This is a genomic window from Pseudoalteromonas sp. SR45-4, assembly GCF_014163535.1.
In the GTDB taxonomy this organism is placed as follows: Bacteria; Pseudomonadota; Gammaproteobacteria; order Enterobacterales; family Alteromonadaceae; genus Pseudoalteromonas; species Pseudoalteromonas nigrifaciens.
The window spans coordinates 1-24,494 of sequence record NZ_JACJDO010000049.1; the positions used below are offsets into that span (position 1 = coordinate 1).

The following is a 24,494-nucleotide window of genomic DNA, read 5'->3' on the forward strand; positions in this document are numbered from 1 at the left end:
AAATGGTCTAATCCCATTTAATTACATCTGTGCTTGCCTTGATGAACTGTGCCAGCCTGAGCCCGATATCGACAGCTTGTTACCCTGGAATTTTAAAACATAGGTGTAGTTCGCTAGACGCTCACATTTAAACGAGTCAGGTAAAGTGGCCTGACTTAAACAAACTGGTCTCCGATGAACTCGGGGCGATTCATTTGTATACATTCGACAGCGTGCCTATTATCTCATTTTGTCATACACAGTTTTCATCTAAAATAACCTGTTGCGCCTTTAAAAATAGGCGTATACGCTTTGTTTACACCCGTATACATCAGAGGTATTTTAGAATGGCTATTCTAAGCATCCGAATTGACGATAAATTAAAAGAGTCTTTAAGTAGTGAGGCGCAAAAGGAAGGTATTTCTTTATCTGAATATGTGAAGAAATCACTGGAAATTAAGAGCGTTGATACTCATATACTAGCAACAGAGAAAAACTTAAAAAGCTCTGTTGATAGTATTAAAGATTTAGCGCTCGTCTCTCAGGAGACTGTACACGAAGTTGAACTAAATATTCAGCGGCTAAATGAATCGCTTAAAAATGCAAATCACTTAAAAGAAATCAAAAAATTGAAATGGATATTGATTTCTATATCCCTCATCTTTGTATCAATCTCGATCCCAATATTTCACTTTAATATTGCTTATTTCAAAACCTTCTTTTATTAGGCTTTATCCTGAATAATTTAAGGCCTATGAGCCAAGCCTATTAGTAAATATTCCAGTTACCGGAAAGCCTTTGCCGTCCAACACCTCTGTATTAAGCTTTTCACTTTACGATGAATTACCTTCAACAACTTAATTTAAATAAACTTTTTAAAGGCGTTTTCAAAAGACTATAAGTGTATAATTATGGCGCAGGTTTTGCAGTTAATATCACTCATACGATCATACTAAGGAAAAGAACCTATGCGAGTTGATGCAAACGTACATTATTTTAATGGGAACCAGCGTACCAAGCCTTCAACAGAGGCCTCAACGTCATTTTCGGCTGCATTAACAGCAGCACAAACAGACAATGATAAGACTGACAGCAGCACAAAACAGGCGGATTTCACTAGTATGACCCGGCAAGAAATGCGGGACTGGGCCAACACTCAAATCCGCAATGGAGAAATGTCTCTCGATGACGGCAGGCCTTTCATGGCTATGACTATGAAAATACCCGTAAATGGAGGCGAACTGGCAGGTGCACACAGTGATGAAACACGATATAACTTCATTCAAAAAACGCGTGATGGCATCCAAGGCGCACTGTCACGCAATGACGAGACTACTTTGAAGATGTTAGAATCAGCTATGTCTATCATGCAAGACAAAAGTACTGGTGTTAACATTCGTATTTAGAAATATAAAAAGGCCAGAATGTCTGGCCTACATCATTAATAAATCAAAGAATACTGATCTGGACTGACATAGTATTCCATGGCGAATTAGTCGAAGTATTTTGGTATTTGAATAATCCGTTTTGATGACCATCGACATTGTATTCATTGAGGAAACCCACGACAGTTTGCCCAGCGGTACAAGGCCATGTGTAATTACTACCAGTCACACAAACAGGCGTACTTGAGTACATTGTGGAACTCGGAAGTAACCCACCGTTCATCCAAGCAATATGATTATAACCATAACCAATTTCTAAAACAGCAGTACGCAGCTGCTCTCCCCCATGATCACATGCAGTTGTTGTCATACCAACAGTGGACTCCCACCCACAATCAGTTGAACCAACAGCATATACCCACATTGAAGATAGCGGCGGAGCTGATGCTCGAGCCATTAATTCAGACTCCATGCGGATGTTTTTGATTTCGGCAGGAGCTGGAGCATTCTGACTAGTGAGTACAGGAAGGGAGGTAATTACTTGTTGACTGCGCGGAACTTCCTCAGCATAACTCATATTACTTACACCAGTTGCTATGACTACAGATAGCAGGCAATTAATTAAATTTATTTTCATAGTCCTTGAATTTCCCTTTTAATATCAATTGAAAGGTATTTATAGTTCACGCCTTTAGCATTGTCAAAAAATGAAAACATAATGATAAATAATTAATTTTTATATTTGTTAACTGATAGCAGAAAATCAAACACAAGACCTTCATCCAACAACTGAGTTTCACCGGTGAAACTTTAATTTTAGCGGCTAAAATAATGGGGTATCACACTTTGACCTGCAATACCCCCTACCTAACAATTAACCTATTAAACTTATAACCAATTGGGCTACAGAAATTAGGGAAATTAAATTAATAGAAAACCTTCCTTCTACTTTCACTTTATAATGAATATCTATTTTCATTCGCGTGCTCATTAATATTGATAGTGCCCCAACCGCAGTGTAATCTTAAATTGCCGTAAAAGATTGGCGGTTAGAACGTGGCATCCATGCCATTTTACTATCGTTGATTTTCAACCAGGCCTCGTGCCTGGTTACCTTCATTTTTTATGTTTCTTTGATACTAACAAAATTTTTTAACTATCTGCGGCGCTGAAAAAATTAACCTGTCGCCTTAGTTCCGCTTAATCATAATTTAACGCATAGCACTTTTACGAATAAGCAAAAGGTGAGTATTTATTAAAATAATTGCCGGTGTATCTACCATTTCACATTAAAAACAGGTGCGGCGGCACTCTAGGTTACACTGTCGTATTAACCTAGAGGCCTTGCCATGTAAGCGCTAATAACGAATTGCACACGGGAAAGTTACACGCGTGATGTGAACGGTACTTTTGAACGGACTCGATAAAGTTATTGAATAAACAGGTCTGATAAACACAGCCGTACGTATTGCTATCTGTGCGTTGCTAATTTAGAAAAGTCCCTGACACGTTTCTGTCCAATAATGAGTTAGAACGACCGTCTGCTTCTCGCTCTATACTGCCACCTAAAAAATTAAGCTTTAAAACGCAGTAAGCGCATATAAAATGCGCTTACTGGGAGTACTTTACTTTAAGCTAACTTTTAAAGTTAGTGCCTAAAGCTTGATACTAACGCGGGTATACCTGGCAGCATGCCTACCATAGCCATTACGCTGGTTAGTAGTAAAAACATGACCAGTGGAATGATCCAGCGGCTCATGCGGGTGAGTTCTTTACTTCTTTCTTTACAGCCAATAAAGCCTAAGTTGTCTAGCAATATGGTGAGTGACCAACCAAATGCTGGGTTAACTAAGCTTGAAGCAAATACTACAATAGCAGCTGATTGGGTGGTTTTACCTACGCGAGTCATTTCCATGCCGGCTTCTAGTAGTGGAATAAATACCCCTACTATTAGCGCTACACATAGCACTGGTTGCCAAATTGCAAGGTCCATAGGGTAGCCCCATACGCCGGCAATAATACAAAATAGTGCGGTTAAAATAGCGCCTGCTGGTATTGGGCGTTTAGCAATGGCTGCTGGCACTATGTAAGTGCCCCACGATGATGCAAAGTTAGCGCCGCCCAGTAGCGAGCCAAAGGTTTGCCTAACTGATGCGCTAAGCATGGTGTCGTCTATGTTCATTTGTACTTTTTCGGTACGTTTTGGGTAGCTTATTTTTTGAAATACCTGGTGACCTAAAAAGTCCGGCGACCACATAGCAACAGCAAGCACTGCAAATGGCAGTACTACTACAAAGCTTTCTAGAGTAGGTAGGCCTAACATCCAGCCGGTGTCTTCGCCCCACCAGTACATAGGGTCCATGTTTGGTAGCCCCGGTGCAGTATGAAACTCAAACGGTGCGCCTAATGCAAAGGCTATTGCGCCGCCTAAAATACAGCTAAGTGGTACGGCTAACCAACGCTTTTTAAAATGCTCTAACATGGCATATAAAATTATAGTGGAAAAAATAACAATAAAGGCAATGTGGGTCATATCGATGGCTTCGGCCCATGCAAACAGCTTTTTAACTTGCGAGGTTATGCCTATAAACCCTAGGTAGAGTAAAAGCCCGCCACATACGCCTTTACTGGTTAGTTTAGCCAGTAGGGTTCCGCCTTTACTTATTGCCAAAATTAAACCAAAGGCTGCTATGAGCAAGCCAAATGCCATAGGGTGGCCCCCTGCTGCAACTACAATTGGAATTAACGGAATTAAAGGACCATGAGTACCGGCTAAGTTAGCGGTAGGTAAAATAAAGCCTGAAAACAAAATAATAAAAAAGGCGACGATAAGTAATTCGTAACGCACGTTTTCTAAAACAAAAGCGTCGCTTAAACCCAGTGGGCTTGCAAACGTTGCGGCAATAGCGGCAACCATAACCACTTTACCTATGGTGGCAGCCATTGCAGGAATAGCGTCTTCAAATTCGAATCTGTAGTCTCTAAAGGGTAAGTTTGGGCGCCAGCGTTTAGGCTGCATAATTTGCAGCTCGTGTTCTAGGTATTCGTCTCGGCTATTAAACTCAGAGCTAGGCTTGTGTAGATTTTTATAGCTATTGGTAGCGGTTTGAGTATCCGCTCCTTGTTTGGCATCAGATGAAATATCATCTTGCGGTGTGGTATTCATGGCTTCTCCTGCAACATAGTTGCTCACTCAAAATAAAAATACAGCTTTGTTTAAAGCAAATAAAAATTGAGGCGGCAGGATAAAGCAGCTAGCAACAGATTACGATTAGTCAAAGGTCTTGTATGAAACTATTTAGTAACATTTATATACCTGTAGCTGAATGTAGTATTTGATGTTAAATGTAGTTTTTATTGTTTTTAAACAGATGGTTAGCTTATTTTTATAAAGGTTAAAGTGCAATGCGTTGTTTTTTAGCACTTACAGCAATAATAAAAATTAAAATAATTTTATCTGCATTTATATTATGTTGTTTAAGAAAATAGGGCATTTAGCCATGCTTTAGCTGATAATTTAACTAAAGTTTGGTTGTTGATACAAAAATAACGCAGCAAAATAATAACGTGTGGCTTTGCATCTCTGTATAATTAGTGGGCTATTGCATGCGAGCTTAATTGCTTTAACAAGGATAAAAAACAGTTTACTGTTTTTGTTAGCGTTCATCAGATAGAATCCGCCTTATGATTTTTACTTGTTAAGTATTTTCAAAACCGTAACGTTTAAATAGCGAGACCTTCTTATCCTTTTAGAAAATGATACAAAACCAATGAATGATATAACGATAGCAACCCACAACGGTACTTTTCATGCAGATGATGTTTTTAGTGTAGCTGCACTTAAGTATATTTATCCTTCTTTTAAACTTATACGCACCCGTGATATGGAGCTTATAAGCAAAGCCGATGTTGTGATTGATGTAGGTGGCGAGCATAACCCAGAGACAGGCCGTTTTGATCACCACCAACGTGGCGGTGCCGGGGCGCGTGAAAATGGTATTCCTTTTTCTTCATTTGGTTTAATTTGGCAAAAATATGGCCTTGAAATATGCCAAGGCAGCCAAGAAACAGCCAATGCAATTGACTCTGGTTTAGTCTCTACTATTGATGCAATTGACTGCGGCCATGTTGAAGGCGTTGCTAAAGGCATTAGCCTTAGCCAAACTATTTCAATGTTTAACCCAACGTGGCAAGAAGAGAGTAACTTTGATGCCTGTTTTGATGAAGCGGTTGAGTTTGCATCGCGCATTTTAACTCGCTTTATAGCTGCGGCTAACGGTGGCATTAATGCAAAAGCAATTGTTGCTAAAGCGATTGAAAATGCAGCTGATCCACGCGTAATTGTGTTAGAGCAATACACACCGTGGAAAAAAACCGTGCATGCGCTTTCTGATAAAGCATTATATATGGTTTATCCTTCGCACTCTGGCCAGTGGATTGTGCAAACTGTACCGGTTGAGCCAGGATCGTTTGAAGACCGCAAGTCACTCCCAAAACCGTGGGCTGGTTTATCTGATAAAAAATTTCAGGACGAAACTGGGCTTGAAGATGCTGTTTTTTGTCATAACGGTTTATTTATTGCTGGCGCAAAGTCGTTTGCAAGTGCGATGAAAATGGCAGCAATGGCGCTAGAAGCTTAGTAATATAGGGCTTTAAAAGTGCTAGACGCTAAAATTAATATTTACGCGCATAAAAAAACGCTAGCAAGTTAAGCTAGCGTTTTTAATTATGCCTAAAGCCTAAAGCCTAAAGCTTTATTCTTTAACCGCTATGGCTATTTCTACTTCATCAGCACTTTTGTAATATTCGTAGTCGCTGCTGTAGGTACGAGTAAAACGACAGTCGTCTGAGCTAAAGTATTGCCAAATTTCGCCCCACAGGTCGATTACCGCATCGGGCATTTCACCTGTCCCGTTAAATACTAAATAACTCCCTGCCTCGGTAGTTACTTTTACTGACTTTTGATCTCCAATCGATAAGTCGTCGCAACAGGCTATTACATCAAATTCACCGGTTACATCGCTTTCATAGTTAGTGTAAACACCATACGTTTTTGTATTTTTTGTTAGCTGTTGTCCATGCTTTTCACCAAATTTTTGCCAAAGCTCCGTTATTTTTGCAGTGCCAGAGTTCATTTCATCGGCGTTACACGTTCTTACCTTTAAACCAGTTAAAGTTATACTTGGGAGTTGCTTTACTTGCATTATGACCTTCCTTACTTCAATCACTTAGCTTTAACGTAACTATAACGTAACAGAAAAACCATTATGGACTGTAACTATTTATAAGTCCTTTAAATTATTTAATTTGAACTCTGGTTAAGGGATTTATTATTGCAGCAATTATAAACTCTCTTTTATTGTGCTAATTACTGTATGCATACGTTTTGCTAATGGCCTGTTGCGATGGTGGCACACGTAAATATTTTCACTTATAGGGTTTGCCAAATAATGAGTTTGTATAAGTTTAGGCTTATTAAACGCACTTATTGCATGCGCAGGTAACACAGTAAAGCCCAGGCCTAAGCTTACCGGCTCCAGTATTAAACTAATTTGATTAGAAAAACCGGTGTGTTTTATTTGCTCTAAATGTTCAAACTGCGGGTAGTTTTCGCTCAACAAAAGTTGCGCATGGTGTTTAGCGTCGGGGTGAGCAATAAAGCCAAGTTCACATAAAGCTTGCCATGTTGGGGTTTTAATATGTGCAGGGGTAACTAATAGTAACGGCTCTGTACCTATTTTATGGCTGGTTACTTCGCTAAGTGTGGGTGCTTGGGTTAAAAAACCAAGGTCGGCATTATGGTTAGCTACAGCCTGCTCAACACTTATATTTGGCGCAAAGCGGTAGTCAATATTCAGCCCTTGGTGCTTTGTTTGCAAAGCTAATAACTGGCTATAAAACTGCAATCCACAACTACCAGGCGACTGTATTTTTACTTTACCGCTGTAAGGCGAGTCGTCTTTTAATTGCTGCTCTAAAAACTGCCACTCTTTAAGTAATAAACTGCCTTGTTGATATAGATTTTGCCCATGCACAGTAAGCGAAAACTGTTTGCCGTGTCTTTCTAGCAAAGCACAGTTAACGTGCTGCTCTAATTTTTTAATGTGTTGGCTTACACCCGACTGCGTCATGTGGAGGCGATCGGCTGTTTGCGTAAAGTGGTTTACCTCAACCAAAGTACAAAACGTATTTAACCATATGGGATTTATCATTACAAAATGTACTCAAAATGATGATTAATGATTATTTTACTTAATTTAATTGGCTTCGTAAACTAAACGCATTAACCAGTAACAAGATAAGCAGGAACATTATTATGAGTCATACCTATCCACGTAGTTTTTCGCATATTGGTATTTCGGTACCAAACGTTGAAAAAGCAGTAGAGTTTTATACCCAAGTTATGGGTTGGTACACTATTATGGCGCCAACCGAAATACTCGAAGACAAAAGCCCAATAGGCGAAATGTGTACTGAAGTGTTTGGTGAAAAGTGGGAAAAATTTAAAATAGCGCACTTATCTACAGGCGATCGTATTGGTGTAGAAATTTTTGAATTTAAAAACCAAGAAAACCCAAAAGATAACCCAAAAGATAACTTTGAATATTGGAAAACCGGTATTTTTCATTTTTGTGTGCAAGACCCAGATGTTGAAGGCCTAGCAGAGCGTATTGTAGCCGCCGGTGGTAAAAAACGTATGGCCGAGCCACGTTACTACTACCCAGGTGAAAAACCATACCGCATGATCTACATGGAAGACCCGTTTGGTAATATCCTAGAAATATACAGCCACAGCTACGAACTTATTTATAGCGCCGGCGCATACTAAGTTAGTGTGTACTTAGCATTAAAATATATAAAGGCTGCAGTAAGTTACTTCAGCCTTTTTAATGCCCCAAATTAAGTAGAAAGTTAAGAGTTAAGTAGACACCCACATTTATTATCCGAATTTAGGGTATTTGAGCAAAACTATTCTTAGCTAAAAGAGTTAACTAGACACCCACACTTATTATCAGTATTTGAATAAAGCTGTTATTAATTAAATAATCACTGATTTTTGAAGTGGGTGTCTACTTAATTGGGGTTTAGTTAGTTGCCGTAGCAGCTAATTTGGGGATGCACTGTAAATGCCCTTTACAGTATAAAAATAAAGCATAGCCAGTTATTGAGCATCACGTTAATATGGATAAAAATAACACGATAAGAATTATAAAATGTTAAACAAAACCAATGCACTTATTTACTTTTTGGCCTTTAGTAGCGGCTTTAGTATTATGGGAATTGAGCTATTAGGTGGGCGTATTTTAGCGCCGTTTTTTGGTAGTAGCGTACATATTTGGGGCAGTATAATTACGGTATTTATGCTGAGCCTATCGTTTGGTTACTTACTTGGTGGTAAATTGTCGATTAAGCGCCCTAGCCTAGCCAAGTACGGGAGTATTTTTTTACTGGCAAGCATTATGGTGTTGCCCATTGCGTTGTTTGCTAACCCGATAATGGAATTTATTTTTACTCACATTGAAGACAGCCGCTATGGCTCGTTGCTCGCCTCTACGGCATTATTTTTTGTTCCTACTATTATATTAGGCATGATCTCTCCTTACTCGGTTCGGCTTTTAGTTACCGACAGCGAACACAGCGGCCAAGTTGCTGGCGGGTTGTATTTTGTAAGTACCTTGGGCAGCGCATTAGGCACTATTATTACCTCATTTTATATGGTGCTCGCGTTTGACGTAAACGCCATAATAATTGGTTTTGCCTTAACTTTAGCGGTATTAGGCTTACTAGCCATACTGGTAAATAAACTATTTTTAGCGGAGCGTCGTTATGCATAAAAGCAATTTTTACATGGTTTTATATGTGCTGATGTTATTAAGCTTGTTGTTTTCACACTTAAGTGTGGCTAAAACAATACATAGCGAGCGCTCGCTTTATCGTAATATATTAGTGGAAGAAACCGGTAATTTACGCTGTTTAAAGTTTGATGAAAAATCTAGCCAAAGTAGTCAAAGTTGCATGTATATTAACGAGCCAAAAAAGTTAGTTTTTAATTACACTAAATTGGTGTTTTCAAGCTTGTTGCTAATAGAAGATCCTAAAAAAGTACTTATTATTGGTTTAGGCGGTGGCACTTTGTCTAACACCATTTCAGAGCTTTACCCTAAGGCAATAATCGAAAATATTGAAATAGATCCTGCGGTAATTAAAGTGGCCCGCGATTACTTTAATTTTAAAGAAAGTACTAAGGTAACGGCAAAAGTACAAGACGGTCGTATTTTTATAAAACGTGCGGCGCTTAAAAAACAGCAGTTTGATTGGATAATTTTAGATGCATTTAATGGCGACTACATTCCCGAGCATTTACTAACTAAAGAGTTTTTTGAAGAGTTAAAAAGTGTGCTTGCGAGTGACGGCGTTATTGCGGCAAATACGTTTTCATCGAGCAAACTGTACGAGCACGAGTCAGCCACTTACAACGCTGTTTTTGGCGACTTTATTAACGTTAGCCGAAAAAACCACAGTAATCGTATTATTTTAGCCGGCAATAAAAGTACCCTTACCCAAGCGCATATTAATAAACGCGTAAGTGAGTTAACCCCTCTGCTATTGCCTTACGGTGTAAATATTAAAGCTATTAGCCAAATGCTTTACTTTACAAAAAATAATCACGATTGGCCTGAAAATACAAAAGTCCTTACCGATCAATACTCCCCTGCTAACCTACTCAACTTTTAGCCTAGGGCGTGTTTGGTATTTATGTGTGGTTACCGCCTTTTTATAGGAATAACCACACTACACAGGCTCTGCCTTACCTAAAACCAAATATAACGCTGCAAATTAAATCTTAAAAGATCAACAACCCCTTGTGTTTTAGCGGCTAAACCTTTACTAAACCCTAGCTAAATATTTACTTAGCATGCTAACTAATGGTAAAATGCTTAGCATGCTAACTAATGGTAAAATGCTTAGCATGCTAACTAATGGTAAAGTGCTTAGCATGCTAAGTAGTTAGAGGTTGAAATGTCTAAACCGGTTCCTTTTCATGAAACACTCGATTTAACCTTGTGTGGCAGTATGGGTCGAGTGCATAGATTATGCCGAGAAGTTGTTACAGTTGCCGTTGAGCCGCTAGGCTTAACTCAATCGCGTTGGATTGCTTTGGTGCATATAAATATGCTTAAAGAAGGGGTAACTCAACAAGCGTTGGCGCATAGTTTAGGCATAGAAATGCCGTCGCTTACGCGTACCCTTAAGCAACTCGAAGAGCTTACTCTTATTACCCGTCAAGTTGATAAGCATGATAAGCGCAGTAAAAAAATTTATTTTACAGAGCAAGGCCGCAATATATTAAAGGCGGTAGAGGCACAGATCACTGATATTAAAAATCAGCTTTATAATGGACTAAACGATGAGCAGTTAGATGTAATGGCTCATGGTTTAATTAAAATGGAAGACAACGCAAAAAATTATATTAAATATCACAGTTCTAATAAGGTTAACAATGACACCTGATCAAAAATTTGCGCGCTATGTGAGGCTTTCACTCGTTGGATTCATTTTAGTGTTTTTATACTATGTTATAGCCGATATTTGGCTGCCAGTAACGCCACAAGCGCGTGTTTACCACCCAGTAGTACAAATATCACCGCAAATAAGTGGCCGTGTTACTAAGGTGTTAGTTAGCAATAACCAACCGGTAAAGGCTGGCGATATATTGTTTGAGATAGATCAAAGTACTTACTTACTGGCTGTTGAACAAGCTAAACTAACCCTCGATGATGCCAAATTACAAAATAAACGCCTTGATACTAATGTTAAAGCGCTTGAGGCACAAATTAGTGCAGCTAAAGCAAAACAACATGAGCAAAGCTTATTAAAAAGTAGAGGTGAAAAGCTCTATAAGCAAAACTCTATATCGGAACAAGAGCTGGAGAGTATTCGGGCTAATTTTGCTGCAAGTAAATCAAACGTAGCGGCTTTTGAAGCGCAATTAGCCGAAGCTGTTTTAGCGCGTGGCACATCGGGGGAGGATAACTTAGCGCTGCGCCATGGAGCGAATCAGTTAGCGCAAGCTGAGCTTAACTTATCGTACACACAAGTACGTGCTTTAAGCGATGGTGTGGTTGCCAACTTGCAATTACTTGACGGTGCTTATGCTCTTAGTGGCCAACCTTTGTTAGCTATTGTGGCTAAAAAGGCTGATTTAGTAGCCGACTTTCGTGAAAAATCACTGCTTAATATGCACCCAGGTAGTTTAGCAAAAGTGGTTTTTGATAGCCGCCCCGGTGAAGTATACGACGCAAAAATTAGTACCTTTGAAGCGGGTGTAAGCGATGGCCAATTAAGTGCCAATGGCTTGCTAAGCACTACCGAAACCAGTAACCGTTGGGTACGCGACGCACAGCGCCAACGTATTCATTTGCAGTTATTAAAAAACGATCAAGCGCTAATTGCTAATATGCCTAGTGGCGCGCGTGCTACGGTGCAACTACTTCCTGAGTCAAAATTTGGACAATGGTTAGGCGCATCACAAATACGTTTTATTAGCTGGTTACATTACATTTATTAGTGGAGGCAAAATGAGTCAAAAAATTAGCCAGTCTCCACAACTTGACTCTAACGGCCTACGCCAAGCGCTGCGTATTGCCGGCGGGTGCACGTTAGGGTTTGCTATTAGTAAATTAATGAACTGGCCAAATGGGATTTTTTTTACTGTTTACCCCATGTTGCTATTAGGTTTAGTGCCAACGTTAAATAAATCTGTGGTTAGGCAGTTTTTTGCCAGTGCTGCGTTTAGTGCGTTTGTTGTGCTTATATTGCAGGGGTTATTTTCGCACTTGCCGGTACTTATGGTACTGATTGTATTTGCCTGCTTTTGTATTTTATTTTACCAAATGAGTAGCGGAAGTGGCTTTTTGTTTGGTGCCTTAGGTGCGGTTAGTTTATCGATTCAATTACACTTTGCCAGCTATGTAACTGGTAGTAGCAGTATTTATCCGCTTATTTTAAGTAACGGTATAGCCATTATTTTAACTGTAGTAATTGCAGCATTAATGCATGGTTTATTTCCCGATGTTACTGCGCGCCCTGGGCGTGCAGTGCCAACAAAAGATAAAGCAAGTATTCGCCACGAAGTGCTGTTGTGCTCGAGCGTGGCTACGTTATCGTTTATTGTTTTTCAGGCACTGGATTTACAAGACTCTATTTCGGCGCAGGCGGCATCTATTTTAATTTTATTTTCGTTATGCTGGAAAGCCGCAGGCATAGCCAGTTGGCAGCGTATAATTGGCACGCTTATAGGCTGTAATGCCGCACTTTTGTCGCAGCTATTTTTATACACCCATACCGACTTTTTACTGTTTCCTGTTATTGTGTTGTGGATTTTATCGTTTATATTTAGTCGTTTTCATATTTTAGGTGGGGGGCCGCCGGGCATTGGCTTTGGTGTTTTAACCACGTTTGGTATTTTATTTGGGCAGTCGTTAGCCCCGGGGCAAGACTTGATTTACAGTGCGCTGTATAGGTTTAGCTCTGTGACAGTGGCTGTTGTTATTAGCTTAAGTGCGGTATATGCGATGCATAGATTATTAAATAAATTTAATACTACACGCCATCATACCTACGATTAGCGTTAACATCGATGCTGATTTTGGGTTACAAGCGCTGAGTTTGCAGCCCACTTCCCTTTCTTCTTTAAAGCGCAGCGCCTCATCCCTTTTTTGTGAATAATTTACTTAATGGGCTATTACACAAAAAACAGACGCATACAAAATAGATATCAGAAAAAGAAGAAGTCTTATATCAAGAAAATATTCGGGCTTCGCCCGCGCGTCAGCAAGCTTAACGCCTTACTTTTAAAGCTTAATATTGCCGCGTAACGCTTTGGTTTGGCCGTGTTTGGTTTTTTTATCCATGCGTTTACGCTGCGAATTACGGCTCGGTTTAGTGGCTCTGCGGGCTTTATTTACTTTAGTTGCGCTAATAATTAGATCTTTTAAGCGTTTAAATGCATCTTCGCGATTAAGCTCTTGTGTGCGGTGGCTTTGCGCTTTTATTATTAATACGCCGTCTTTGGTTATGCGGCTGTCGTTTAGTGCAAGTAAACGTTCTTTATAAAAGTCGGGTAATTTAGAGCGGTTAATATCAAAACGAAGATGGATAGCGCTGGCTACTTTATTAACGTTTTGTCCACCGGCACCTTGCGAGCGAACTGCGGTTAATTCGACTTCCCATTCATCAATGGTCACGGTATTTGAAATAGTTAACATTAGACTCAGCTAGTTTTTATAAAAATCTAGTATACCATTTGTAATTAACTATACCCAAATCAAGGTAAGCAGCTATTAATTGGCGTAAATTTAACCCTTAACGGGTTAAGCAGCCCTTTAGGTTGTAACCTAAAGGCGCGGGAGTATATACTCAGTTATCTTGTGTTTATTATAGTGTTTTATGTCTTTATCTACTTTTGCCCCAGTAACCACGATTGATGATCAAAAAAAGCTTTGTGTTTTATTAAGTTTACTTTTAAGTTCTTCATCTTACAGCTATCAAAATTCGCCTCAGCTGTTTTCTAAACTGCTATTTAATCATTTTATAAACGGGTATTCGTTTTCACTCGCCGAAGTAAAAAAAATTACCCGCGAGTTAGAAGAACAATCACTGGTTTGGGAGCAACCGTTTAGGCAAAATCATAAACTTTCTATTGATGCCATCGTATATGCAATTGTAAGTTTGTTAGAGTACTGCCCTGGCTTAATTAAAAGCTTTTTAACGCAAATAACCACCATATACCGCTTTAACGACAGTGCTTTAATGTTTATGTTTGAGCTATTTAATAGCATTGAGAAAAGTGAAGGCTCGCCGTTAGCGTCATCTGCAGAGCCTGAAATTGATCATCACTTTATTAATTTACTAGCACAATCAAAATACAGTAAGCAGCTGTGGTTAGCTTTACCCGCGCAGTGGCAACAAATATGTTTAGAGCATTTTATTCGCGGTGAATTTTTTAATCTAACTGCTGAGCATTCATGGCCATCAATAGTACAAAGTACCGCAACCACTATTGAGCCAAGTAAGCGAATTTACCTAAACGAAAGCTTAGCTACGCTGCTGCAACAACCTGACTATAATGAATTACTCATTGATAAGTCGCACAATAACTTAGTAATATTTAGTCAGGCTAATAGCCTTGCCATTGACGGCACTCATTTAGAATTAGCGCTGCAACAATTTAAAACGGGGTTAACGCTTTATCGTAAAACCTTTGTTAAGGGTAGCTATCCGTGTGAAATAAGCGGTTTACTGTATATGGTGTGTTTATATGCCAGTGGTACTGAAGCCGATTTAAAACAGCTAAAAACACATAAAAATTGGTATAACAAACAACTCGGCGAGCTCAGTAGCACAACGCAAGCCATTGAATTTTTGTTACTCGCACCCGAAAAAGTAATAAGTTTTGAGCAGCGCTTACTACACGATACGATTGCAAACCTACAGGCAAACCCAAATGCACTAGCGCCTCTTTTTTGCTTATTATTGGCTTTAATAAAGCACGGCAGCGAAGAGCAAATTAATGCCCTTAGAGATAACAGTAAACTGCTGAGCCAATTAATTCATTCAAGCCAACAGCATCAGCACTGGCTAGGTGAGCAGTGCACGCATTTAGCAAATTGGCTAACGCACGATACACCATTGCCAGATACCGGTTTATTACAGCATTTTAAACGCGTGCCACAATGGCAGCGTTGGTTAAATGAAGTAAGTAAAATAGATACTCCAACGCAAAATGAGCGCCTAGTTTGGCAGCTAGACCTTACCCATTTAGACCTGCCACTTATTCAAGCCAAAGTGCAAAAACACAACAGCAAAGGCGAATGGACTAAAGGCCGTAAAGTAAATATTTATGATCTTGACGATGCTCAATACCGACATTTACTTAGCCCAACCGATCATAATTTAGTGCAAGTAATTAGTAATCATGCGGGCTTTGGTTACAGTGAAGTACAAGCAACCAGCGCGGTGTTGCAAGCGCTAATTAACTTCAAAGGGCTTGAAGACATTAAAGGTAATTTAGTTACGCTTAACAAAGGTGAGTTTATAATTGAAATTGGGCGAAATATTAACGACTGTTACCAATTAATTATACAGCCTAAAATTACTGACATAGACGGCGACTTTTTACTTACCCATAGCCACGCTAATAGTTACCAAGTATTTGTAGTAGATGACAAACAACATAAATTAAATAGCCTGCTTGCTCAGCAACCTAATAACTTAACAGAAGAAAAACTGCCACAACTTAATGCGGCGTTAGAGGCCTTGTCGAAGGAGCATTATATTAGCAGTAGCCGCAGCGAGTTTTCTGCGGTTAATAACGTGCGCCAAGGGCTTGTTGATTTAGCCGCAGTAATTAAGTTAACCCCAATGGGTATAGACGTTAACTTTTATACTATGCCATTTGGTGTTGACGGCCCATGGGTTGAACCCGCAATAGGCGCAATAACCTTAGCCTATAGCGATAACGAGCAAGCCGATAGCAGCGTTGTAAAACGCGATTTAAAAGCAGAAAAACGCGCTTTAAAAAACCTACTTAGTAATTTAGCTGGCGTATTTGCCGATCAAGAGCATCCGCAGTATAACAGCGCGCATCAGCAGTTTTATTTACCCGAAGATATTAGCCAAGCCATAATACAATTAGAAGCCGCGCAAAAAGACAACGCACTAGTATTAAGTTGGGATGAAAACGCCCAAGGTATGAAGGTTGTCAATAGTAAGCACCTTTCTCTTAATTTAAATGATGATAACGATTGGCTCAGTGTTAGTGGTAAATTATCGTTACCCGATGGTCAAATTATTGCTTTGCAAACACTCCTTAAAGCCCCGCGTCGTGGCAGTATTATAGAGTTTGACGAAAATAACTCGTTATTATTAGATCAGCGCCTAACTAACTTATTAAATCGCTTAGAGGGCATGCAAAGTAAAACTAAAAACGCCCCCGACGATCAACTTCGTATTGCTAATGCGCGCGCTCTTCCTTTGTATCACAGTGCTGCAGAATTGAGTGATGTTAGCTTTGGTGCAAACTGGCAACAGCGCCTAGCTAAATTTGAGCGCCCAAGTGAACCTGTATTACCCGCGCATTTAGTTAATATATTACGCGACTACCAAGTGGTTGGCGTAAAATGGTTAATGCAACTGGCTAACTGGGGGTTAAATGCCTGTTTAGCCGATGATATGGGCTTAGGTAAAACGCTACAAACACTCAACGTATTACAAATGCGCAGTGCTTTAGGTGCCAGCTTAGTTATAGCGCCAAAATCGGTATGTCATAACTGGCAGGTAGAGGCTGCGCGATTTACCCCTACCCTCAATATTAAAACTATTGATAATGCAGCCGCAACTGATGAGGTGCTATCCGGTGCTACCGCTAATGACCTAGTAATTGTTAGTTATGGCTTATTACCTTTAATAGGGGATCAATTAGCTGCGTACGAATTTGCCAATATTGTACTAGACGAAGCACAAGCCATTAAAAATCCATTAAGCCTTCGCGCTAAAGCTGCTTTTGCACTTAATGGCCAGTTTAAAGTTGCGCTTTCGGGCACACCTATCGAAAATCATTTAGGTGAGCTGTGGAGCTTATTTAACTTTTTAATGCCGGGTTTTTTACATTCATTAGCTGAGTTTAAAAAGCGCTTTGGTAATGCCGATAAAAATCAGCAGCAGGCTGATACGCTAAAAACATTAATTGCGCCGTTTATTTTACGCCGTAATAAAAAAACGGTACTGACCGAGTTACCTGATAAAACCGAAATAAACCTTACTTTTGCGCTCAGCGATAAAGAGCAAGCTCTTTACGAAGCCACTCGCTTAAACGCGCTTGAGCAAGCCAGCCAAGAAGACAGCCAATACATTACTATATTGGCGTCATTAACTAAATTGCGCCGCGCGTGTATTGCTCCGCAGTTATTAATTGAAAACAGTAAGTTACCTTCAAGCAAACTCGACACCGCCGAAGCAATAATTGAAGAATTACTTGAAAATGATCACCAAGCACTTATTTTTAGCCAGTTTGTTGATGTGCTTAAATTAGTTGAACAGCGACTAAAAAAACGCGGTACAGCATATTGCTACCTTGATGGCAGCATGAGCAGCAACAAACGTAAGCAACAGGTTGATAAGTTTCAGGCAGGTGAGGCGCCTTTATTTTTAATTAGTTTAAAAGCTGGCGGCACTGGGCTTAATTTAACGGCTGCCGATTATGTGCTGCACTTAGATCCTTGGTGGAACCCCGCGGTTGAGCAACAAGCTTCTGACAGAGCGCATCGCTTAGGGCAAACACGCCCTGTAACCGTGTATCGCTTAATTGCGCAAAACACCATAGAAGAAAAAATACTGCAACTGCATGAGCACAAACAAGCCCTTGCCGACAAAGTACTTAGCGGCAGCAGCAACACCGGGCAATTATCAAAAGATCAGTTATTGTCTTTGTTGCAAAATCAGTAAAATAAAGTGTTTAGTACAAAGTGCGATTTTAAATCGCACTTACAATAAACTTTAAACACGGCAATAGGTTTTACTCGTATGTGCTAAGCTTGCAAGCGTAATATTTTCAACGAAAATATAATTACTTAAATGCTAGCATTAGGTACGCGCGGCAATAAGCTACTTGCCTACAATAATACCTCTGCTATGCGTTTTTTTAACTCTGGCAGTACCTCCTGCTCAAACCAAGGGTTCTTTTTAAGCCAAATATTATTACGCGGGCTGGGGTGTGGTAGCACTAAATGGCTTGGCCAATAGTCACGCCACAATTTTACTAACTCAGTAAGTGCTAGCTTTTTAGTATTGGGTAAATGATAAGCCTGGGCATACTTACCAAGCACAATAGTGAGCTGTAAATTAGGTAAGGCGGCTAAAAGCTGCGCGCGCCAAGCCGGAGCACATTCTTTACGTGGTGGTAAATCGCCCGACTTGCCTTTACCTGGATAGCAAAACCCCATAGGTAAAATAGCAATGTTATTGGCATCATAAAATTGGCTGTTAGTAAGCCCTAACCACTGCCTTAATCGATCACCGCTTTGATCGTTAAACGGTATACCGCTTTGGTGTACTTTTATACCTGGTGCTTGGCCTGCAATTAATACTCGGGCATTAGGGTTAAACTGTATAACTGGGCGTGCTCCTAACGGTAATTGCGGTTCGCAGATCACGCATTTACTAACTTGAGCTACTAATTCATTAAATTCTATCTTTTTTGACTGTTTTTCACTCAAATTTTGGCCTCTATTCGTTATTTGCGGTATTGAGTTGGTAAAAAATCGGTTTATTTAAGTGTGCCTAACTACTAGTTAGTATAATACTGATCTATTCCTGGTTATGCACTTAACCCATTATATAACTTAGTGTTTTTCAGCCCATACTGCAAACTCATTACCGCTTGGCTCGGTAAAATGAAACCTACAACCGCCAGGAAATTCAAAAATAGGCTTAATTACTTTACCGCCGTATAAGATTACTTTTCTTTGAGTTGCATGAATATCGGTGCTGTAAAAAACCAATAGCGCCCCACCCTCTTCAGTACTCGACTTTAACGGCGATTGGTAAAACCCACCATTAAGCTCTTGCCCGCTAAAAGCCGTGTAGTCTGGGCCGTAGTCGGTAAATTGCCAATTAAAAACTTGGCTAAAAAACGCTTTAGTTGCGGTTAAATTAGCTGCTGGAAACTCTACATAGTTTAGCTTTTCGTGATTATTCATCATTATTCTACTTACTATTTTTAAAGGGTAAATTAACCATAAACCTAAGTTAACTACCAAGCAAGGCGCTTAAGCGTATTTGGGATCAATATTATACTAAGTTAAAGTTAATTTACGCATGCAAATAGGAATCACTATCTTTTGCATTCATAAACTATATAATAGCACTTTTATTTTTCGCCATATTTAAGGGATTGACTCATTATGCAGGCTTCATCACTTAGTTTAGGGTCAACTAAGCTGCTTTTATTAAAGCCGCTTTTGATATTTCAGCACATAAGCCATTTTAGTTATGCTTTTAAAGTGTGTTTACGCTTTTTAATTGCCATTGTCGGTGGCTACTTTTTTACTGCGGTGAGCTGTTCGCTACTGAGCGCTATTTTGCCACTAAATAAAGCGGATGCAGTTTTGATGAGCGTGTCGTTAAGTATTTTAATTTATACGCTGGTATTTATTTACGCTTTTTATGTTAAGTCATTAAAAACAGTATGGATCAGTATTTTACTAGCTACTGCAGCACAATTAAGTTTATTAGCACTAATAAAGGGTTGGGTATGAAGGATAGTTTTTTTCGTTCAATGACCTGGTTACATACCTGGGTTGGGCTATTAGTGTGTTGGTTACTTTATTTGATCTTTTTTTCTGGTACGTTGAGCTTTTTTAGAGACGAAATTAGTTTATGGAATCAGCCCGAAATTCATAATATTCAAGCGCAAACTGATCGTATAAGTGCCCAAAAACAGCAAATAATTACAGGTTTTGATTACCTAAACGCTCAAGCAAGCAATGCTCCAAATTGGCGTATAACACTTCCTGAACAACGCGTACCTTACTTAACCTACGGCTTTGCAAAACCTAAAGAGCCGGGCCAGCGTAGAAGTAAATTTGAAAACACGCAATTAGATCCAAATACTATGCAGCCGCTTGCACCTTTTAGAGAAACCAAAGGTGGTAACTTTTTTTATCGCCTGCATTTTGATTTACATTACATAGATGTTATTACAGCGCGCTGGATTGTGTGTTTTGCGAGCTTATTTATGCTAATTGCGATTGTATCGGGGGTGGTGATCCACAAGCGTATTTTTAAAGATATGTTTACCTTTAGGCGTAATAAAGGCAGCCGCACATGGCTCGACGCTCATAATATAAGCTCAGTATTAGCTCTGCCCTTTCATTTAATGATTACCTACACCGGGTTAATTACCTTAATATTTATGCTGTTTCCTTATCCGGCAGAAACTAGTTACGACAAAGGTATGCGAGACTTTTTTAATGATGTTACACCACGCAATAATGTAACTGACAAAGCGCAGGGTGCAGCGCCTATGGTAAAAGTAAATAGCATTTTAGATCAACTTTATACTAAGTGGCCAAATGCTGATATTCGCCGTGTACAGGTAAGTAATCCTAATATGGCAGCATCAACTATCACTGTACTAGTTAGCCCACAAAAAGCATTTCGTGACCAAACGCCGCGGTTAATATTTAGTGGCGCCACTGGGGAGTTAGTAGCCCAAACCGATGAAGAACTAAGTGCAGGTAAAGCGCTTTATGAATCGTTAAACTCAATGCATACCGGGCGCTTAGCCGAACCATTACTACGTTGGCTCTACTTTTTAGGAGGTATTGCGGGTTGTGTAATGATTGCCTCTGGCTGCATTATGTGGGCAAAACGCTTACGTGAGCGAATGAAAAAAAATGCTCACCCATCGTTTGGCTTAAAATTAGTCGAAGGATTAAACCTAGCTACTTTAATGGGGCTTCCTTTAGCTACCTGTGCGTTTTTTATTGCTAATAGAGTACTTAGCCTACAAGTTGCCGGGCGTGCTGATAAAGAAGTGTTGGCGTTCTTTTTAACCTGGCTTGTGGTGGCTATTGTAGCGCTTATAAAGCGTGATAGAGTGCAATGGCGAGTTATGGCGGCAATAAATGGTTTAGCCTGTTTAGCAGTGCCTGTAATTAATGCGCTAACAACTAACGGTAATATAGTTAGTTATTTAATAAATAAACAGTGGGCGTTATTCACCTTTGATGCGCTGTTTATACTCTCAGGCATATTGTTTTTTATACAAACCGAAAAATTACGTACTGCCAAGCCAACTACAAAAGCGATAAAAAAAAATACTAGTTCTGACTTAAAAGGACAAAAAGCATGATGGAGTTATTACAATTTAGCCTCTGTTTGCTGGCTTTTAACGCGTTTGCGTTGGCTAAATTTAATCATTTTAAAGATGTTTTTAAAAAACGGCCGACTAATTTGCAAAGAAAATACCTCCTAGTTACCGCTTGGATCAGTATTTTACTAAGTCTGCTCCTTTGTGTGAATGATCAAAGCGGGTATGGTGCGTTGCTTTTTTGTGGTTATATGTCGCTAAGTACTTTAATTATAATGGTTTTTTATAATTTTATAACTCAGCTTGTTAAAGTTTTTAGTGTGTTAAATTTGGTTGTAACAGCCTTAACTACTCTACTTTTAGTATTAAACTAGGCTAAGTTAGTAAAATACTGATCTGCTAATGTAGTTTTAAATAAGTAGTAAATAACTAAAATGGGAAGCTCATTGCTTGCCATTTTAGTTATTGCGAGCATTAAGTTTAAATAGTTATTACAATTGCTCTAGCGGTAAATATTTACTGTAAACCCCCTTTACATTTATTTTTGCTTAACCCAAATAATTTGCTCAGTTGCAAAGCCTAAGTCTTTAACTGTTTTTAAAAAGTGCTCTTTTAACTCATCGCCTACCTGTGGCGTACGTGATAAAAACCATAAGTAATCTTTGTTATAACTCGTTATAAATGCATATTGGTAATCAGCTTGCTCAAGTTCAAAAATAACGTAAGCCCCATAAAATGGACCAAAAAACGATACTTTAAAATGTCCTATGTCAGAATCCCCCACAAATTTTGCAAGGCCTTGAGCATTCTTCCATTGTTGTTCTTTAGTAATATAGCCCTTATTAATTACCTTTACAGTGCCATCGTCATTAATAGTATAGTTAGCAGTAACCTGCTCCATACCCTCTTCGAACGAATGATTTAGCCGTGCTATTTCGTACCATTTACCTTGATATTTTTGTAAGTCAAAGTTTTTAACCGCAGTGATCCCTTCTGGCGGACTAGTACATGCACTGAGTGAAAATAGTGTAATGGTGAGTAAAAAATATTTTATTTTGTTCATTTAAGCTCCTTTTTGAGTGGTTATTAATATTACGTAATAGCTATAATAAAGTTTGCTAGCCGATTAAAAAAAATTGCTATAGGATCAATTAAATACTAGAGCAATTTAAAGATTTAATCATGAAAATTTGGGTAGATGCAGACGCGTGTCCAGTGGTTATCAAAGAAATACTTTTTAGGGCCGCTGAGCGCACACAAACCGAAACCATATTAGTGGCTAATCATGCCATGCGTATCCCGCCATCAAAATATATTAGCCGCCTACAAGTGTCTTCGGGTTTTGATGTTGCTGATGACGAAATAGTAAAACGTATTGCTAAAGGTGACTTAGTGATCACCGGCGATATTCCACTGGCCAGTGAAGTAATAGACAACGGCGGGCAAGCACTCAATCCGCGTGGCGAGCTTTATACTACTGAGAATATTCGCTCAATACTTAATGTACGCGACTTTATGGATACCATGCGCTCGAGCGGCGTAGAAATGAGTGGCGGGCCGCCGCCGCTTAGCCAAACTGATCGCCAAAACTTTGCTAATAATCTCGATCGTATTTTAGCGCAAAATAAGGCAGGCTAATTTGAGCAAGCAGTTAATTGGTTTAGGTGACGAGCAATTTAACGTGGCGGTGTATGTAGCAAAGGCCCCGCCAATGCCCTACTTCGAAACGCTCAACAGCCTAGAGCCCGTTATTAATGAGCAAATAAATACTATAAACCAACATTGCGGTAATGGTTGGCGTAAAGTATTTAACGTATACGCTAAAGTATTGTTTGCTCTACCAAGCGAGCATTACTCATTTGCAAAACAAGCGCCTACTTGGCAGCAATATCGCGATGAATTTTTACTTCAAAAAAACAGTAAAACCGCCCTACTGTTTAGCGCGCCTAATCTAACTATTACTTCTGCAGATAAAGCTTCTAGCAATAAAAACCAACTGCACATAATTGCAGGGCGTACCCACGCTAAAAATTTACTCCAACACGGTAAATTACAAACGCAGTTTGATTGGCTCGATGACGAGTTTGCAATAGATGCTAATAATAATATTATTGTGTGCCCGTATTTCGACTACAGACAACTAAGTAATATAAAAATAGCGAGGCTTAGCGAGCTAGTCGCGCAGCTAAAAGTCACTAAATAACACATTGTAAGGAACGACCATGGCCGGAATTTTAGCTATAAACGAATTATTAAAATCAATGCAGCCTGTGCTTAAACAAGATGAGTATATATTTTGCTGTTTAGCAGGCTCACTTGCCGATTATGTTCATTTAAACCCACTGGCCACTTACGTTGAAGAAGAAGGGCTAACCCTTATTTTGAAAGCTGAAACTGCCGATAAAGCAGGAATTACTTACGAGGGAAAATATAGTTTAATTACTCTTAACGTACATTCCAGCCTTGAGGCTGTAGGCTTAACAGCGGCAGTATCTGCCAAACTGACAGAGCATGGCATTAGCGCTAATGTGGTAGCTGCGTTTTATCACGACCATATTTTTGTACAAGCAGATAAAGCCCACGCAGCGTTAAATGCGCTGAAAGAGATTGGTTAGACTAGCTTGGCTTTAAATGTTAAATGAGAGCTATTTTAAGTTGATATACAATGATCTGAGTGATGGTGGCATTCGTTCTTCGGGTGGCGCTTCGCTTAACTGACCTGCGTTTTGTAACTTTCTTATGTTAAAGCTTTTAAAAGCGACGCTAACAAATTCTTTAAGATGACACCCATCCTAATATTTGTAATATCAGCATGATTAACTAAGCTCTGGCTAGAATTCTTTAAACAGACACCCACCCTAATATTTGTAATATCAGTGTAATTAACTATGCTCTTTTTAGTGCAATAATTAAGCAGGGTGTCACATGGCTATCGCAAGAAAGCGTCAGGTAAGTTTGGTCGATACAAAATACTACCACTGTATTTCGCGCTGTGTACGCCGTGCATTTTTATGCGGCGTAGACAACTTTACTAATCAATCGTATGAACATCGCAGAGGGTGGGTTGAAAGCAAATTACTTGCCCTCGCTAACGTATTTTGTATCGATGTGTGCGCGTATGCAGTAATGAGCAATCACACCCACTTAGTACTCTATGTTGATGATAAAAAAGCCAAGCGACTAACCGATAAAGCCATTATTCAGCGGTGGCACAGGCTTTGTAAAGGCACTGTTCTCACTAACAAATATCTGCAAGG

The 24,494-nt window shown here is 39.4% G+C and carries 24 protein-coding genes and 1 pseudogene; 17 read left to right on the forward strand and 8 right to left on the reverse strand.

Annotated features, from left to right (window positions below):
* Positions 1-326 precede the first annotated feature (326 nt).
* Together H5058_RS16110 and H5058_RS16115 are read left to right on the forward strand one after the other, a co-directional pair.
* A complete protein-coding gene (locus H5058_RS16110; RefSeq protein ID WP_024606317.1) occupies positions 327-707 on the forward strand; it encodes a hypothetical protein in 381 nt (126 codons plus the stop codon).
* Between the two features lie 240 nt (positions 708-947).
* Positions 948-1,385, forward strand: a complete 438-nt coding sequence (locus H5058_RS16115) for a hypothetical protein (RefSeq protein ID WP_013463093.1) — start codon at positions 948-950, stop codon at positions 1,383-1,385.
* Positions 1,386-1,428: 43 nt separating this feature from the next.
* Here the strand turns inward: H5058_RS16115 and H5058_RS16120 are convergent, their stop codons facing one another.
* Complete coding sequence (locus H5058_RS16120; RefSeq protein WP_013463092.1) at positions 1,429-2,001, reverse strand: YolA family protein; 573 nt, start codon at positions 1,999-2,001, stop codon at positions 1,429-1,431.
* A gap of 1,011 nt (positions 2,002-3,012) precedes the next feature.
* Positions 3,013-4,530, reverse strand: coding sequence for a DUF3360 family protein (locus tag H5058_RS16125; RefSeq protein ID WP_182679006.1), 1,518 nt, complete (start codon positions 4,528-4,530; stop codon positions 3,013-3,015).
* 604 nt (positions 4,531-5,134) lie between these two features.
* Between H5058_RS16125 and H5058_RS16130 the strand changes: the two genes are divergently transcribed.
* On the forward strand, positions 5,135-6,004 hold the full coding sequence (locus H5058_RS16130; protein WP_182679008.1) for an MYG1 family protein: 870 nt from the start codon (positions 5,135-5,137) through the stop codon (positions 6,002-6,004).
* A 114-nt stretch (positions 6,005-6,118) separates the two neighbouring features.
* On the opposite strand, the gene H5058_RS16135 is transcribed toward H5058_RS16130, so the two are convergent.
* Both H5058_RS16135 and H5058_RS16140 read right to left on the reverse strand, forming a co-directional pair.
* Positions 6,119-6,568, reverse strand: coding sequence for a GyrI-like domain-containing protein (locus H5058_RS16135; RefSeq protein WP_011329668.1), 450 nt, complete (start codon positions 6,566-6,568; stop codon positions 6,119-6,121).
* A gap of 138 nt (positions 6,569-6,706) precedes the next feature.
* Complete coding sequence (locus tag H5058_RS16140; protein ID WP_182679010.1) at positions 6,707-7,576, reverse strand: LysR family transcriptional regulator; 870 nt, start codon at positions 7,574-7,576, stop codon at positions 6,707-6,709.
* Between the two features lie 104 nt (positions 7,577-7,680).
* On the opposite strand from H5058_RS16140, the gene H5058_RS16145 reads away from it, so the two are divergent.
* The 6 genes from H5058_RS16145 to H5058_RS16170 all read left to right on the forward strand — a co-directional run bounded on the left by H5058_RS16145 (position 7,681) and on the right by H5058_RS16170 (position 12,994).
* Positions 7,681-8,193, forward strand: coding sequence for a lactoylglutathione lyase family protein (locus tag H5058_RS16145; RefSeq protein ID WP_182679012.1), 513 nt, complete (start codon positions 7,681-7,683; stop codon positions 8,191-8,193).
* A 385-nt stretch (positions 8,194-8,578) separates the two neighbouring features.
* On the forward strand, positions 8,579-9,199 hold the full coding sequence (locus tag H5058_RS16150) for a fused MFS/spermidine synthase (protein WP_089369011.1): 621 nt from the start codon (positions 8,579-8,581) through the stop codon (positions 9,197-9,199).
* 13 nt (positions 9,200-9,212) lie between these two features.
* Positions 9,213-10,100, forward strand: a complete 888-nt coding sequence (locus H5058_RS16155) for a spermidine synthase (protein WP_182679021.1) — start codon at positions 9,213-9,215, stop codon at positions 10,098-10,100.
* A gap of 285 nt (positions 10,101-10,385) precedes the next feature.
* Positions 10,386-10,877, forward strand: a complete 492-nt coding sequence (locus H5058_RS16160) for a MarR family transcriptional regulator (RefSeq protein WP_011329678.1) — start codon at positions 10,386-10,388, stop codon at positions 10,875-10,877.
* Positions 10,867-11,934 (forward strand): HlyD family secretion protein, encoded by a 1,068-nt coding sequence (locus tag H5058_RS16165; protein WP_179807978.1) that lies wholly within the window; start codon positions 10,867-10,869, stop codon positions 11,932-11,934. The genes H5058_RS16160 and H5058_RS16165 overlap by 11 nt, the downstream gene beginning before the upstream one ends.
* Positions 11,935-11,944: 10 nt before the next feature.
* Complete coding sequence (locus tag H5058_RS16170; RefSeq protein ID WP_182679015.1) at positions 11,945-12,994, forward strand: DUF2955 domain-containing protein; 1,050 nt, start codon at positions 11,945-11,947, stop codon at positions 12,992-12,994.
* A 225-nt stretch (positions 12,995-13,219) separates the two neighbouring features.
* Here the strand turns inward: H5058_RS16170 and arfB are convergent, their stop codons facing one another.
* Positions 13,220-13,633, reverse strand: a complete 414-nt coding sequence (gene arfB / locus H5058_RS16175) for an alternative ribosome rescue aminoacyl-tRNA hydrolase ArfB (RefSeq protein ID WP_011329681.1) — start codon at positions 13,631-13,633, stop codon at positions 13,220-13,222.
* Positions 13,634-13,814: 181 nt separating this feature from the next.
* Between arfB and H5058_RS16180 the strand changes: the two genes are divergently transcribed.
* A complete protein-coding gene (locus H5058_RS16180) occupies positions 13,815-17,870 on the forward strand; it encodes a DEAD/DEAH box helicase (RefSeq protein WP_182679017.1) in 4,056 nt (1,351 codons plus the stop codon).
* Between the two features lie 167 nt (positions 17,871-18,037).
* On the opposite strand, the gene H5058_RS16185 is transcribed toward H5058_RS16180, so the two are convergent.
* Positions 18,038-18,640, reverse strand: coding sequence for a uracil-DNA glycosylase family protein (locus tag H5058_RS16185; protein WP_220485846.1), 603 nt, complete (start codon positions 18,638-18,640; stop codon positions 18,038-18,040).
* Between the two features lie 126 nt (positions 18,641-18,766).
* Complete coding sequence (locus H5058_RS16190; protein WP_182679024.1) at positions 18,767-19,123, reverse strand: VOC family protein; 357 nt, start codon at positions 19,121-19,123, stop codon at positions 18,767-18,769.
* 204 nt (positions 19,124-19,327) lie between these two features.
* Between H5058_RS16190 and H5058_RS16195 the strand changes: the two genes are divergently transcribed.
* From H5058_RS16195 to H5058_RS16205, 3 genes are read left to right on the forward strand one after another with little or no spacing between them, the layout of a single operon-like run.
* A complete protein-coding gene (locus H5058_RS16195) occupies positions 19,328-19,681 on the forward strand; it encodes a hypothetical protein (RefSeq protein WP_086997219.1) in 354 nt (117 codons plus the stop codon).
* The gene (locus H5058_RS16200; RefSeq protein WP_182679019.1) at positions 19,678-21,279 is read left to right on the forward strand and encodes a PepSY domain-containing protein; all 1,602 of its coding nucleotides are present in this window, start codon (positions 19,678-19,680) and stop codon (positions 21,277-21,279) included. The genes H5058_RS16195 and H5058_RS16200 overlap by 4 nt, the downstream gene beginning before the upstream one ends.
* Positions 21,276-21,611, forward strand: coding sequence for a DUF3325 domain-containing protein (locus tag H5058_RS16205; RefSeq protein WP_089369017.1), 336 nt, complete (start codon positions 21,276-21,278; stop codon positions 21,609-21,611). The genes H5058_RS16200 and H5058_RS16205 overlap by 4 nt, the downstream gene beginning before the upstream one ends.
* 164 nt (positions 21,612-21,775) lie before the next feature.
* Here H5058_RS16205 and H5058_RS16210 read toward each other — a convergent pair whose 3' ends face one another.
* Complete coding sequence (locus H5058_RS16210) at positions 21,776-22,300, reverse strand: lipocalin family protein (RefSeq protein WP_089369018.1); 525 nt, start codon at positions 22,298-22,300, stop codon at positions 21,776-21,778.
* Between the two features lie 119 nt (positions 22,301-22,419).
* Between H5058_RS16210 and H5058_RS16215 the strand changes: the two genes are divergently transcribed.
* The 4 genes and pseudogenes from H5058_RS16215 to H5058_RS16230 all read left to right on the forward strand — a co-directional run.
* Positions 22,420-22,875: a YaiI/YqxD family protein gene (locus H5058_RS16215; RefSeq protein ID WP_011329688.1), complete on the forward strand. Its 456-nt coding sequence runs from the start codon at positions 22,420-22,422 to the stop codon at positions 22,873-22,875.
* Between the two features lies 1 nt (position 22,876).
* Positions 22,877-23,440 (forward strand): DUF6942 family protein, encoded by a 564-nt coding sequence (locus tag H5058_RS16220; protein ID WP_179807973.1) that lies wholly within the window; start codon positions 22,877-22,879, stop codon positions 23,438-23,440.
* Between the two features lie 19 nt (positions 23,441-23,459).
* The gene (locus tag H5058_RS16225) at positions 23,460-23,852 is read left to right on the forward strand and encodes an ACT domain-containing protein (RefSeq protein WP_179807972.1); all 393 of its coding nucleotides are present in this window, start codon (positions 23,460-23,462) and stop codon (positions 23,850-23,852) included.
* 310 nt (positions 23,853-24,162) lie between these two features.
* Positions 24,163-24,494, forward strand: a pseudogene (locus tag H5058_RS16230) (transposase); the annotation flags it as partial.